The following is a 12,920-nucleotide window of genomic DNA, read 5'->3' as shown; positions in this document are numbered from 1 at the left end:
GTTGCCGCCCTGGTCCGGCCGGGTCACGGCGGAGCCAGGGCCTTACCGCTGGTCGTGGATCACGCCGGGGTGAGGACGGTGTCGATCCCGCGAGCGGTGAGGTACTCGGAGTCGGCCGCACGCGCGGAGCCGACGATCGCGAGCGGACCGGCCTTGCGCAGCCGGACCCACTCGCTGTGGAAGGCACTGCCCGGGGCGACCTCTCCCCGCCGCTCGGGCTGGGCGCGCAGGTCGACGTCGCACACCAGTGCGGGCCGCGACGCGGGGGCCGCGCGGTCGGCGCGCCGCTCGCGGACGAGCGCGGCGAGTTCCCGGGTGGCGGGCTTGATCTCGTGGTCGACGGTGAACAGGCCCAGGTCGTACTCGCGGTCGGGGAAGTCGGCGAGGCTCCGGTCGAGGTCGTGCGAGCACCACCAGGTGACGCCCCACAGGGCGGGGTTGCGGGTGACCGCGTCGAGCATCTCCCGGACGAAGGCCGGCGCGTCGTGCTCGCCGATGTCCGGGCGCGGCGCCCCCACCTCCTGCAGCCAGACCGGCCGCGCCGGGTCCGGGGCGGTCGCCGCCGCCAGCTCCACGAGGTAGTCCGCGTGGGAGACGGTCGCGGGGCCGAGCGGGCCGTCGATCGCGGAGACGCCGTTGAACACCCAGGAGTGCACCGTCGTCAGGTCGCCGAGGTCGACGTTGTCGGCCGGGGCGAACGGGTGCCCGGGGTCGTACCACGTGCCGTCGTACAGCGAGTACAGGCTGAGCAGGTGGGGGGCCGCGGTGCGGGCGACGTCGACCAGTTCGGCGGCCCACTGCGAGGACGCCTCAAGAGTGGTGGGGTTCGAGGGCCACAGGTTGTTGACCTCGTTGCCCAGCGTCACGGCGAAGACGTTGCCGCGGGTCGCGACGGCCCGGGTGAGCCGGTCGACGTACTCCGCGATGCCGTCGCGCACGGCCGCGTCGGTGAACAGGCTCCGCTGGTGCCAGGTGAGCACCCACGACGGCAGGAAGTCGAAGCTGGACAGGTGGCCCTGGAGCAGGTCGACCGAGACGTCCAGGTCGAACTCGGCGGCCACGTCGATCAGGGCCAGCAGGTCGTCGATGCCACGCTGCCGGATCAGCGTCCGGTTGGGCTGGATCCACGGCCAGATCGGGAAGACGCGGACGTGGTCGAGCCCGATTCCCGCCAGGTCGGCGAAGTCGCGCCGGGCGGCGTCGGCCGAGAAGTCGAGCCAGCTGTAGAACCAGCCCGACGAGGGCACGTAGTTCGCCCCGAAACGCAGAGTGGATGGGCCTGGTGGTTGCGGTGTCACTCGTCCTCCGGCTGCGGTGGCGCCGGGCAGGGATCGCCAGGCGCTTCGACCGCCCGCAGCCTAAACCGTTTTAGCTATCCTGCCAAGGCCGGGGGCGCCGTGCTCTCCCGCACCGCCAGTCGCGGCGTCGGGGTCCTGCGGTCCCTCCGCAGGCCCGGTTCGGCGATGATGGCCAGCAGCGATTCGGCGACCTCGGTGCCGAGCGCGAACGTGTCACGCGTGAGCGCGGTCAGCGCCGGATGCACGATCCGCGTGAGCACCGAGTCGTCGAAGGCGATGATCGACAGGTCGCCGGGGACCGCCACCCCCATCTCGCCGGCGACCCCCAGCCCGGCGACGGCCATCAGGTCGCTGTCGTACACGATCGCCGTGGGCCGCCGGGGACGGGACAGCAGCATGCGGGTGGTCGCGGCGCCTTCGGCGTCGCTGAAGTCGGTGGGCAGCGAGGAGACCTCCGCCAGGCCGAGCCGCCGCGCGGAGTCGCGCAGCGCGCGCATGCGGCGCTGGGTGTGCTGGAAGGTGGGAAGGCCGGCGACGTGGGCGATGCGCCGGTGGCCCAGCGCGGCGAGGTAGTCGGCGATCGACAACATCGCCTCGCGGTCGTCGGCCCACACGCTGGACAGCGAGCCGTGGCGGCCGGGGCCGCCGAGCACCACCGCGGGCACGCCGAGACCCTCGACCACCTCCACGCGCGTGTCCCTGACCTTGAGGTCGACCAGGATGAACCCGTCGACCCGATGCTCGGAGGCCCAGCGCCGGTACACCTCGATCTCGGCCTCGGTGTCCTCGACGACGAGCAGTTCCAGCGCGACGGACTGCGCCGACAGCCCGGCCTGCAGGCCGGACAGCAACTGGGCGAAGAACGGCTCGACCCCGAGGGTGCGGGCCGGGCGGGCGATGACGAGCCCGACCGCCCCCGCGCGGGCGCCGCCCAGGGCGCGGGCCGCGGTGTGCGGCCGCCAGTTCATCTCCTCGGCGACCTGCAGGATGCGGGCCCGGGTGGCCTCGCTGACGCCGGGGCGGCCGTTGAGCGCGAACGACACCGCACCCTTGGAGACCCCGACGCGGCGGGCGATGTCATCGATGGTCGGTCGCGCCACGTCTGTGCCTTTCTTCGTTCGTGCTGGTCGGCACGTTGCAACAGGAGCCCCCGACAGGTGCATTATCGCCAGGTGAACGCCGCTGCGGGGCTCCGCGCGGGAGCGCGTCGCGCCGATTCCCCCGTCCGTCACGGGTTCGCGTCATCTCTTGACACCGAAGTCTAGTGGGGGGATAGTCCCCAGTCACTAGAGCGGTTTAGTAGTCGGCCGCAGCGGACGGGGCCGCGGGGCGTCGGCTCACAAATTCCGGATCGCTCAGCGCATGGCAGGAGAAGTGATGCGAATTCATGGGATAAAGCTGGTCGCCGCCGCGGCGGGGCTGGCGGCGCTCGCGGGGTGCGGGCTTGGAGGGGCCGACACGTCGAGCACCCCGACCGCGAACGCCTCGGGCGCGGTGACCGGCAAGGTCAGCCTGCAGACCTGGGCGCTCAAGCCCAAGTTCACCGACTACGTGCAGGGCGTCATCGACTCGTTCGAGAAGAAGTACCCCGGGACCCAGGTCGAGTGGCTCGACCAGCCCGGCGACGGCTACGCCGAGAAGGTGCTGAGCCAGGCCTCGGGCGGCAGCCTGCCCGACGTGACGAACCTGCCGCCGGACTTCGCGCTGCCGCTGGTCAAGCAGGGCCTGCTGCTCGACGTGGCCAAGGCCGACCCGAAGGTGAACGAGGAGTACGTCCCCGGAGGCGTCGACGGGTACAAGTACGCCGGGTACGAGGGCGTCTACGGCTACCCGTGGTACCTCAACACCGACGTCAACTACTGGAACTCCGAGCTGCTCTCGAAGTACGGGCTCGACGCGAAGACGCCGCCGACCACTCTCGACGAGCTCATCACCGCGGCGAAGACGGTGAAGGACAAGTCCGGCGGCAAGGTCTACCTCATGAGCCGCAAGCCGACCCTCATCGACCTCACCAACGCCGGTGTCCCGGTCATGTCGGCGGACGGCAAGAGTTTCACCTTCAACACCCCCGAGGCCGCCGCGATCCTCGACAAGTACCGCGACGCCTTCAAGGACAAGTTGATGCCGCGTGACGTGCTGACCACCAAGTACGCCGGCAACACGCAGCTGTTCAACTCCCAGACGGTGGCGTGGACCACCGCGGGCGGCAACTACATCACCAGCCTCGCCGCCGAGGGCAACCCGACGCTCGCGCCCAAGGTCGTGCCGTCGCAGGCGTTCGGCACCCCGCCGCTCTACGTCCAGGGGCTGTCGATCTCCAAGTCGACCAAGAACCTCCCGGCCGCGATCGCGCTCGCTCGGTGGGTCACCAGCGCGGAGAACCAGGCCGCCTTCGCGCACCTCGTCAACATCTTCCCGAGCACCAAGGCCTCGGCGAACGACCCGTTCTTCAGCAAGAGCGACGGCACGAACTCCGGCGACGCCAAGGTGATCGCGTTCAACTCGCTCTCCACTGCGAAGATCCTGCAGCCCGTCCAGGTCACCCAGGCGATGGCCGACTTCGTCGACCAGCAGTTCGCCCTCGCGATCAACGGTGAGGAGCCGTCGCAGAAGGCGCTCGACGACGCCGTCGCCAAGTGCAACCAGCTTCTCAACGGCTGACGTCACGCTCGTCCGCGTACGGGGACCCGCCTCGGCAGGGGGTCCCCGTACGCGGCGCGCAGGAGATCAAATGACACACAAGCGCTGGTTCACCCCATGGCTGCTCATCGCCCCCGCGGCGGTGTGGCTCGTGGTCTTCAACGCCGTACCGGCGATCAACACGGTGATCCTCTCGTTCACCAACGCCAAGCCGCTCGGCGGCGGGCAGTTCATCGGGTTCGGCAACTACACCCGCATGCTCGACGACCAGCAGCTCGTGGACGCGCTGATCAACAGCATCGTCTACATGGTGGTCTGCGTTCCGCTGCTGACGCTGCTGCCGCTCCTGCTCGCGGTGCTGGTCGAGAAGAAGCTGCGCGGCATCGCGTTCTTCCGCATCGCGTTCTACACCCCCGTGATCGCCTCGGCGGTCGTGGTCGCGCTCATCTGGGGCTGGCTGCTCAACGACCGGGGAGTCATCAACGGGATGGCGGAGCGGCTCGGCTTCCTGAGCGACCCGTTGCCGTTCCTCACCGACCGCTGGCTGCTGCTGATCAGCGCGATCAGCCTGACCGTGTGGAAGGGCCTCGGCTACTACATGATCATTTACATGTCGGCGCTCGGCAACGTGAGCCGTGAGCTCCACGAGGCCGCCGCCGTCGACGGGGCCGGGCCCGTGCGCCGGTTCTTCTCCGTCACCGTGCCCGGCGTGCGCAACACGATGCTCCTCATCACGGTGCTGATCTCCGTCTTCGCGCTTCGGGTCTTCTCCGAGCTGTACATCCTGTCGAACGGCACCGGCGGGCCCGGCGGCCGCGACATGTCGCTCGTGATGCTCATCCAGCTGTACGGCCAGGGCCTCACCGGGCATCTCGGGTACGCCTCCGCGCTCAGCGTCCTGCTGTTCGTCGTCACGGTCGGCCCGATGTTGTTCCTGGCACGGCTCAACCGGAAGGAGTCGTAGCGATGGCCCGGAGTGGTCGCGGGTTCAACACGATCTCGCCGGCGGAGAAGGTGGTCCGATACACCCTTCTCCTGGTCGTGCTGGTCATCACGGTGGGCCCGTTCCTGTGGCAGCTTTCCACGTCGCTCAAGAGCGTCAGCGAGGACGTGTTCACGCAGACGCCCACCTTCGTCCCCCAGCACCCGACGTTGTCGAACTACGCCGAGGTCGCCAAGACGATCCCCGTCTGGTCGTACGCCGGCAACTCGCTGATCGTCGCCATCCTCGTCGTCGCGGGGAACGCGATCGGGGCGACGCTCGCCGGGTTCGCGCTGGCCAAGCTGCGCTTCCGGGGCTCGAAGCTGGTGCTCGGGCTCTTCCTCGCGACGCTGATCCTGCCGAGCGAGGTCACGATCATCTCCCAGTACGTCATCGTGCGCGGGCTCGGCTTCGCCGACTCGCTGATCGGCGTCGCGCTGCCGGGGGCGATCCAGATGCTCAACGTGCTGCTGATGCGCACGGCGTTCCTCTCGATCCCGGCCGACGTCGACGCCGCCGCGATCATCGACGGCGCCACCGCGTGGCAGCGCCTGATCCGCATCGGCCTGCCGAACGTCAAGGGCATGCTGAGCGTCGTGGTGATCTTCTCGTTCATCTTCGCGTGGGACGACTTCCTGTGGCCGCTGATCGTGCTCACCGATCCGGACAAGTACACGCTCACGGTCGGGTTGCAGTACCTCAACGGCACGTTCAGCTCCAACCCCCGCCTCATCGCCGCGGGGACCATGATCGCCTTCCTGCCGATCGTCGTGATCTTCGCGTTGCTTCAGCGGTTCTTCTTCAAGGGCGTCGACGCGGGCGCGATCAAGGGCTGAGACCTGCCGTACGGCGACCGTGCCGGTCGGGCCCGCCCTTCGCCCCCCGGACCGGTCGCCGTACGGCACCCGCGTCGCGAAAGACCCAGGTACGGTCATGCGACCGTACGGGCGTGCTCAGCGCAGAACGGCGTCGGCGACGGTTTCGTTGATCCAGCTCTCCCACCGGTCGGGCGTCCATCCGCGTTCCACGGTGAGCAGGAAGTAGACCTCGTGGCTGACAAGCGTGAAGACGATGTCGGCGGCTTCCTGCACGGTCAGTTCCGGCCGGAGGGCCTGTTTGTCCCTGAGTTGCTCCACGAGGGTGCGGTGGGCGATGAAGCGCTGCCGCTGGTTGGTCTCCCACTGCGCGGCCATCTCGGGGTCGGCGCCGGCGGCGTCGCGCACCACCTTCATGATCGGTGCGACGCGGCCGAAGATGACGCGGCTGTTGCTCAGCCAGACGGCCAGCGCCCGCCGGCCGTCGGGCTCCTCGCGCACCTGCCGCACCCACGGCCGGTCCAGCATCGGTATCGGCTCGTCGTCGCCGACGGACAGGACGTCGACGACCTCCTTGAGGACCGTGGCCTTGTTGCCGAAATGGAAGTACACGGTCTGCACCGCGACCCCCGCCGCGCCGGCGATCTGATCGAGGGTGGTCGCCGCGTATCCGTGCCGCAGGAACAGTTCCCGGGCCCCGTCGATGATCCGGCGCCGTGTCGCCCTCGCCTGGGCGGCCCGGCGGGTGCCGCCTCCGGTCGTGCTCTTGACGGAGTCCCTCATTCGCTAGAGGCTACTCTAAACAGATTCACTAGAGTCAACTCTAGTGGGCTTCAAGGGGAGGTGGTCATGGACTCGGCGCTCAGGGGCTTCCACCACGTCAAACTGCCGGTGACGGATGTGGTGCGCAGCCGCGACTGGTACGAGCGGGTGCTCGGCCTGCAGACGCACTTGGAGTTCGTCGAAGAGGGCACGCTCATGGGAATCGCCATGCGCGACGCGAAATACACGCTGGACCTGGCCATACGGCACGACCCCGCCAGAGCGGCGGCGCTGGCCGGATTCGACCCGGTCGCCCTGTGCGTGCCGAGCGACCGCGACCTGGACACCTGGAAGCGGCGGCTGGACGATCTGGGGGAACCGCACGGCGGCATCGTGACCGGGCATGTCGGCCACGTGCTCGTCGGCCTGCACGATCCCGACGGCATCGAGATACGGCTCTACGCTCCGGCCGGCTCGGGAGGTTCCGATGAGTTTTGACCCCAGCGGTTACCTGCTCGGCCCCGACGACGGGCCGGATCTGTGGTTCCTGGACACCCGGATGAGCGTGAAGGCCGGCGCGGACCAGACCGGAGGCGCCTTCACCCTCATCGAATGGTCCGCGCCCGCCGGATTCGGGCCGCCCCTGCACATCCACGACCACGAGGACGAGGCGTTCTACGTACTCGACGGCGAGATCACCATCGACTGCGGCGACCACCACTGGACCGCGGGCCCCGGCGACTTCGCGTTCCTGCCCCGCAAGATCCCGCACGCGTTCATCGTCACCGGCGGACCGGTCCGCGGCCTGCAGCTGACCACTCCGTCGGGGTTCGAGCGGTTCATCGCCGAGATCGGCCGCCCCGCCGAACGGCCCGGCCTGCCGGCTCCTGCCCCGCCCGACATCCCCCGGCTGATCGAGGCCGGCACCCGTTACGGCCACCAGATCATCGGCCCGCCCATGTCCGTCGCGCCGGCGGAGTAGCCGCTCCTCTCAGGATCGCCACCCCGTTTCCCGGCGGCCGTGCCCGACCGACGCCGTCAACTGGACGAGGAAGGCCGGCGTGCCCGACACCCGGATCCGCTGCACGTGGACGGGGGAGAACCCGAGCCGGATCGCCGTGGACAGGCCGCCGGCGTCGGGAAGGAGGACCACGGCCGTCCCGTCAGGTGCGAGGACACGGCGGAGCTCCGTCCACCAGCGGGATGACGACGCGGCGAGCAGGCCTCGGGCGGAGACCTGACCGCCCCACGGCGGGTTGCTCAGCACACGGTCGACGCCGCCGTCCGGCAACGGAAGGCGACCGGCGTCCGCACGGCCGAAGGAGACGGGCAGGCCCGCCGTGTTCCCCTCGGCCGCCCGCAACGCCTCCGCGGACAGGTCGACGCCGACGAACCGGGCCTCCGGCTGCTGATCCACGGCCTCGATCAGCAGGGTCCCCGCACCGCAACACGGGTCGAGAACCGTGTCACCAGGACGGATTCCGGCCATCCCAGCCATGGCGGCGGCCAGGGGAGGACGCAGGGTTCCCGGGACGGAACACCTCTTGTACGGGCGCCGATGCAGGGGCCGGTCCGCGACCCGCAACAGGAGCACGGCCCAGGTGCCGTCGAGGGTCACGCGCCATCCGCCGGCGCCGGCGGGCGGAGCGGTTCCCGCCCGCCGCGAGTGGTAGCGCGTGCCCAGCCGGTGTGCAAGCGCCCGCCCGACGGCGTCCTCGACGTCGTAGCGGTTGAAGTTCCGCCTGCCGAGGAACGACGCCGACACCTCGATGCCGGTGACCGCGCCCGAGCCTCCGTGGCTCTCACGCAGCCGCGTCAGCGCGCCGAGGTCGGCCGCCTCGGCGAGCCGGGCGAGCTCGCCGGCGCTCTGCTTGGCCGTACCGGTGTCCGCGCACCGCGCGGCGAGCAGGAACACGTCGTCGGCGGTGCGCAGCGCGGTGACCTGCGCCGAACCGCCTGTGCGGAAGTGGACCTCGCGGTGCCCGAGGTGGGTGATGACGCCGAGCCCGCGCTGGAGGATCTCGGCGGCGACCGTCGCCTCCAGCCCGTGGACGCACCGCGCCACCAGGGTGGGCCCCGTGACGGCACGGCGAGGCTGCTGGAATTCGGAATGGTGGGGAAACGCGCCAATGCGCATGAGGATCGTTCTTCTCCACGTCGGCCCGGGGCAGCGCTGCGCCACCCCGCCTCGTCGGCGACGGGTCTTCCCTCGCTTCGCCGACGGCGCCTAGCGGAGGTAGAAGAAGAACGTGAACGTCACAACTCGTGATCGTAGGACGCGGGGAACGGCCCGCTCAACCCGATATCCCGCTGGTCGCCCCCAGGGAATGCGCCATGCCGCCGGATGGTTGGCGTCGTCGGCACGCCCGGGGGCGTGCGTGACAGAAAGGTGGGAGCCATGAAGGTCCGCCGGTCCTTGAGGTCGCTGAAGTCGAAGCCCGGAGCGCAGGTGGTGCGCCGGAGGGGCAGCGTCTTCGTCATCAACAGGAAGGACGCCCGGTTCAAGGCGCGTCAGGGCTGACGACGGGATCGCGCTGCACGCCCAGGAGGCTCCAGCGCACCCCCTCGCGGTTCAGCGGGTCGTCGCCGCGCTCGCCGCTATAGACGACCCGCAGGCCGTGGCGTTCCGCGAGGCCGGCCGTCTCCTCCGCCGAGACCTCGAACATCCGCCGCCCCGCGGGCACGGGGCCGTGCCGCAACGACATGACGAGCCGGCCACCGGGGGCCAGCAGAGCGGCGACGCCGTCCATCGCGCGCACCCGCTCCGGCTCGTCGAGATGCATCCAGACTGCGGTCAGAAGGATCAGGTCGAAACGCGTCGCGGCCCGCCTCAATACGGCCAGGTCGGGGAGCGCGTCGTCGACCCATGAGATGCCTGCGGCGGGGTGGAGACGCTGCCCGAGTTCGCGGAGTTCGGCGACCGGTTCGGCCGCGACCACCGTGTGCCCGAGGCCTGCCAGCGCGGCGGCGTCACGGCCAGAGCCCGCTCCGATGTCCAGAACGCGGGCGGGCACCGCCGGGAAAAGGTGGAGCACGTCACGGTGCACGTCGGCGAACGCGACGCTTTCGTACTGCCGGGCCAGCGCGCCGGCCGACTCTCCGTAGCCCGCGGTGGAGGGGATGCGGGTCACGGCCGGGCCGCGGCGGGGGTCACACGTGCGCTGATCACCCGCAAAGGCTACTCAAACGGCTCTGACGCCGCTGATCGTTTTCAGTGGGCCCCCGGTGCCGCCCTCGGGGGCCCACTGGCGTCAGGGGTCTCGGGGTCGTCGTGACGGCCAGGCCCCCGCACCGGCCGGTAACCGCCAGACGACCACGAGGTCCCCCTACGGTGTGAAGGGGGTCGCGGGAGGCACCGAGGACAACACGCGACGGGTGGTCTCCAGGCCCCAGTCGTCGAGGTCCGCGATCCGGTCGGAGGTCGCGCGGAGCCCGCCGAACCGCTCGACGGTCGCGGTCCACTCCTCGCGGCGCTGTACGGCGGGGCGGACGATCAGGCAGTCCGGGTCGTTCACCCACAGGCGGCCGTGCTGCCAGGACCGGCCGGTCGTCGAGAGCGCGGCGGCCTGTTGCGAGGGGTCGGACAGGTCCCCCGTTCCCGCGTCGTACGCCGCGGCGATGTCGGGGGAGACGCGCATGGCGTCGACGAGCCCGGCGCTCGGCAGGATGGGGGCGCCGCTGCCCAGCAGGTACGGCTCCGGCCCGGCCGCCTCGCGGACGAGCGCCAGCCCCTCGCGGTACGCCGCGATCGGCGAGGCGCCCGAATGCCGGGGCCCGGCCAGCGCGCCGGCGTAGAGGAAGTCGAGCTTGAAGTAGTCGAATCCCCATCCGCGCAGGGTCTGGAAGACCTCACGGAGATAGGCGGCCGCGCCCGGGTGCGTGACGTCGAGACCGTACAGGTCCTGGTTCCAGTTGTGGCCGGCGTCGCCCACCAGCCATTCGGGATGCCGGCGGGCGACCTCGCTGCGCGCCCCGACCAGGAACGGCGAGAGCCACAGCCCCGCGCGCCTGCCCTCGGCGTGGATGCGCGCGGCCGTCTCCGGAATCGAGGAGAAGCGCCCCGACGGCGTCAGCCAGTCGCCGATCTCGGCCTCCCAGCCGTCGTCGATCTGGACGACGTCGACCGGCAGGTCGTGTTCGCCCACCGCCCGGAGGTTCTCCAGGACGTCGGCCTCGGTGACGTCCTCGTAGTAGTGGTACCAGGAGCACCACACGGTGGGCGGTCTGCGCAGGGGACCCGTTCCCGCCTCGGCGGCGAAGCCGTCGGCCCACGCGCCGAGCGCGACGTCGAGCGGACCGGGGAAGGTCTTCTCGACGACCTCGTCCGGCCGGTCGGCCGTGATCACCATCTGGTCGCCCACCAGACGGGCCCGGATCGAGGGGACCGTCGCCAGGCCGTCCCTGGCGGCGAACAGCCGTACCGGGCCGTCCGGGTCGGGGGCCACCGCGAGCAGGCCCTCGCCCTGGAACCCGTCGGCGGGGGCGGGGAGACCCGGCCGGTACCGCATCGTCTGCATGACCTGCTGCACCGGCTGGAAGCCGCGGCCCCCGACGGGAAGCGCCGTGGTCGGCGTCCAGCTCTGCCAGCCGTGCGCGTGCACCAGCCCGCGTGCCGGATCGACCGGGATCTCGGCGATCGGATGAAAAATCATCCTTTGGTGGCTCCTCCCGTGAGGCCCTTGACGAAGTGCTTCTGCAAGAACAGGTAGAAGATCAGCACGGGCAGCGTGGCCAGGAACATCAGCGCGAAGACCGTGCCGAAGTCGGCCTGGTACTGGCCGATGGACCGGTAGATGCCGGTGGTGATCGTGGTCCCCTGGGACGGGCCGAGGATGACCAGCGGATCGATGAAGTCGTTCCAGATCCACACGCCCAGGAAGATCAGGACGCTCGCGGTCGCGGGCCGCAGCAGCGGGAACACCACGCGCCAGAAGATGCGCGAACGGCTCGCGCCGTCGATGGCCGCGGCCTCCTCCAGCTCGATCGGGATTCCGCGCAGGAACCCGGTGAAGACGAACACGCCGAACGGGATGTAGTACCCCACGTTGAACAACACCAGGCCCTGCAGGGTGGTCATCAGGCCGAGGGCCCTCAGCACCTGCGTGATCGGCATGAGGATGACCTGTGGCGGGATCATCAGGCCGGACAGCAGCAGGAGCATGGCCACCCTCGCCCACCTGCTGCGCGAGCGCGCGAGGAAGTGCCCGAGCATCGCCGACAGGACCGTGAGCAGGATGATCGACAGCGTGGTGACCAGGATGCTGTTGGACAGGCTCGCCCAGAACAGGTTGTCCGTGCGGGTGAGCAGCCCGGTGATGTTCTCGAGGGTGGGCGGTGCCGGCAGGGACGCCGGCGACTGGGTGATCTTCTCGCCCTGCTTGAACACGTTGACGAGGATCATGTAGAGCGGCACGAGGAAGAACGCGCTGACGACGAGCGCGACGACCGGCCGCAACCACGGCAGGCGGGCGTCCTTCACAGGTTCACCTCCCGGCGGTTGAGGATCCGGAGCGTGACGCCGGCCGCGACCGCGATGATCACGAGCATCACGATGGCCATCGCGGACGCGTAGCCCTGCCGGTTGGCCACCAGGCCGGTCTGCAGGACGTCGTAGGCGATGGTCGCGGTCGTCCCGGTGCCGGGGCCGCCGTGCGTGATCACCTGGATGTGGTCGAAGATCTTGAACGCGGTGATGAGCAGAACCACCGTGTTGATGGTCAGCGAGGGCGCGAGCAGCGGCCAGGTGATCGAGCGGAACCGCCGCACCGGACCGGCGCCGTCGATGGCCGCGGCCTCGGCCAGCTCGTTGGGCACGCCCTGCAGCCCGGCCAGGTACACCACGACGCAGAAGCCGAGCATCTGCCAGGACAGGATGACGGCGATCGAGTACAGCGCGAGCCGGGGATCGGACAGCCAGCCCGGCGGCTGATCCACCCCGAGGGCCCGCAGCGCCTGGTTGAACAGGCCCTCGTCGTCCAGCATGCGCGTCCACACGATGCTCACGACCACCGAGCTGAGCACCATCGGGGTGAAGAACACCGTGCGCAGGGCGTTGTAGAGCCATCCCTTGCGGTCGAGCAGGACGGCGATGCCGAGCCCGGCCACGTTCGGCACGATCACCACGATGACCGTGAGGATCGTGGTGACCCGCAGCGAGGTGAGGAACTCGCTGTCAGTGAACAGCAGCCGGTAGTTCTCCAGGCCGACGAACCTGGTCGGGGGGTTGAACGGGTTGTGGTTGGTGAGGCTGTAGCCGAAGCTGATCGCGATCGGCGCGAGCACGAAACAGGTGTAGACGAGCAGTCCCGGCGCCCCGAACAGCGCGAACGACCGCAGTCGTTGCGCCCACGGCGGGCGGGGCCTCCGCGACCCGGGGGTCGCGGAGGCGGGGACGGATGTCGTCCTGACGTCGACTGCCATCGG

14 protein-coding genes are annotated in these 12,920 nt (G+C 70.1%); 6 read left to right on the top strand and 8 right to left on the bottom strand.

Going from position 1 to position 12,920, the window contains the following annotated elements:
* Positions 1 to 59: 59 nt before the first annotated feature.
* Both Pph01_RS07155 and Pph01_RS07150 read right to left on the bottom strand, forming a co-directional pair.
* A complete protein-coding gene (locus Pph01_RS07155; RefSeq protein WP_239116495.1) occupies positions 60 to 1,298 on the bottom strand; it encodes a glycoside hydrolase 5 family protein in 1,239 nt (412 codons plus the stop codon).
* A gap of 74 nt (positions 1,299 to 1,372) precedes the next feature.
* The gene (locus Pph01_RS07150; protein ID WP_204072155.1) at positions 1,373 to 2,398 is read right to left on the bottom strand and encodes a LacI family DNA-binding transcriptional regulator; all 1,026 of its coding nucleotides are present in this window, start codon (positions 2,396 to 2,398) and stop codon (positions 1,373 to 1,375) included.
* 277 nt (positions 2,399 to 2,675) lie between these two features.
* Between Pph01_RS07150 and Pph01_RS07145 the strand changes: the two genes are divergently transcribed.
* The 3 genes from Pph01_RS07145 (at position 2,676) to Pph01_RS07135 (ending at position 5,756) form a co-directional block, all read left to right on the top strand.
* Complete coding sequence (locus Pph01_RS07145; protein ID WP_204072154.1) at positions 2,676 to 3,959, top strand: ABC transporter substrate-binding protein; 1,284 nt, start codon at positions 2,676 to 2,678, stop codon at positions 3,957 to 3,959.
* Between the two features lie 70 nt (positions 3,960 to 4,029).
* Positions 4,030 to 4,902, top strand: coding sequence for a carbohydrate ABC transporter permease (locus Pph01_RS07140; protein WP_204072153.1), 873 nt, complete (start codon positions 4,030 to 4,032; stop codon positions 4,900 to 4,902).
* 2 nt (positions 4,903 to 4,904) lie between these two features.
* Positions 4,905 to 5,756 (top strand): carbohydrate ABC transporter permease, encoded by an 852-nt coding sequence (locus Pph01_RS07135; protein ID WP_204072152.1) that lies wholly within the window; start codon positions 4,905 to 4,907, stop codon positions 5,754 to 5,756.
* Between the two features lie 117 nt (positions 5,757 to 5,873).
* Here Pph01_RS07135 and Pph01_RS07130 read toward each other — a convergent pair whose 3' ends face one another.
* Positions 5,874 to 6,518 (bottom strand): TetR/AcrR family transcriptional regulator, encoded by a 645-nt coding sequence (locus tag Pph01_RS07130; protein WP_204072151.1) that lies wholly within the window; start codon positions 6,516 to 6,518, stop codon positions 5,874 to 5,876.
* Positions 6,519 to 6,584: 66 nt separating this feature from the next.
* Between Pph01_RS07130 and Pph01_RS07125 the strand changes: the two genes are divergently transcribed.
* Together Pph01_RS07125 and Pph01_RS07120 are read left to right on the top strand one after the other, a co-directional pair.
* On the top strand, positions 6,585 to 6,995 hold the full coding sequence (locus tag Pph01_RS07125; protein ID WP_204072150.1) for a VOC family protein: 411 nt from the start codon (positions 6,585 to 6,587) through the stop codon (positions 6,993 to 6,995).
* The gene (locus tag Pph01_RS07120; protein ID WP_204072149.1) at positions 6,985 to 7,479 is read left to right on the top strand and encodes a quercetin 2,3-dioxygenase; all 495 of its coding nucleotides are present in this window, start codon (positions 6,985 to 6,987) and stop codon (positions 7,477 to 7,479) included. Before Pph01_RS07125 ends, Pph01_RS07120 begins: the two co-directional genes overlap by 11 nt.
* Before the next feature lie 9 nt (positions 7,480 to 7,488).
* Here the strand turns inward: Pph01_RS07120 and Pph01_RS07115 are convergent, their stop codons facing one another.
* Positions 7,489 to 8,634: a methyltransferase domain-containing protein gene (locus tag Pph01_RS07115; protein ID WP_204072148.1), complete on the bottom strand. Its 1,146-nt coding sequence runs from the start codon at positions 8,632 to 8,634 to the stop codon at positions 7,489 to 7,491.
* 261 nt (positions 8,635 to 8,895) lie between these two features.
* Between Pph01_RS07115 and Pph01_RS07110 the strand changes: the two genes are divergently transcribed.
* Entirely contained in the window at positions 8,896 to 9,018 is a 123-nt protein-coding gene (locus Pph01_RS07110) for a ribosomal protein bL36 (protein ID WP_204072147.1), read from the top strand.
* Here Pph01_RS07110 and Pph01_RS07105 read toward each other — a convergent pair.
* The 4 genes from Pph01_RS07105 to Pph01_RS07090 all read right to left on the bottom strand — a co-directional run bounded on the left by Pph01_RS07105 (position 8,999) and on the right by Pph01_RS07090 (position 12,917).
* Positions 8,999 to 9,628: a class I SAM-dependent methyltransferase gene (locus Pph01_RS07105; RefSeq protein WP_204072146.1), complete on the bottom strand. Its 630-nt coding sequence runs from the start codon at positions 9,626 to 9,628 to the stop codon at positions 8,999 to 9,001. The genes Pph01_RS07110 and Pph01_RS07105 overlap by 20 nt on opposite strands.
* A 195-nt stretch (positions 9,629 to 9,823) precedes the next feature.
* Entirely contained in the window at positions 9,824 to 11,149 is a 1,326-nt protein-coding gene (locus Pph01_RS07100; RefSeq protein WP_204072145.1) for a glycoside hydrolase family 36 protein, read from the bottom strand.
* A complete protein-coding gene (locus Pph01_RS07095; RefSeq protein ID WP_204072144.1) occupies positions 11,146 to 11,976 on the bottom strand; it encodes a carbohydrate ABC transporter permease in 831 nt (276 codons plus the stop codon). Before Pph01_RS07095 ends, Pph01_RS07100 begins: the two co-directional genes overlap by 4 nt.
* Positions 11,973 to 12,917 carry a carbohydrate ABC transporter permease gene (locus tag Pph01_RS07090; RefSeq protein WP_204072143.1) on the bottom strand — a complete coding sequence of 315 codons (945 nt, stop codon included), beginning with the start codon at positions 12,915 to 12,917 and terminating at the stop codon, positions 11,973 to 11,975. The genes Pph01_RS07095 and Pph01_RS07090 overlap by 4 nt, the downstream gene beginning before the upstream one ends.
* Between the last annotated feature and the right edge of the window lie 3 nt (positions 12,918 to 12,920).

Source organism: Planotetraspora phitsanulokensis, from assembly GCF_016863295.1.
Taxonomy (GTDB): domain Bacteria; phylum Actinomycetota; class Actinomycetes; order Streptosporangiales; family Streptosporangiaceae; genus Planotetraspora; species Planotetraspora phitsanulokensis.
Note: the sequence above shows the minus strand (reverse complement) of the source record. Positions and strands in the feature narration are given on the sequence as shown.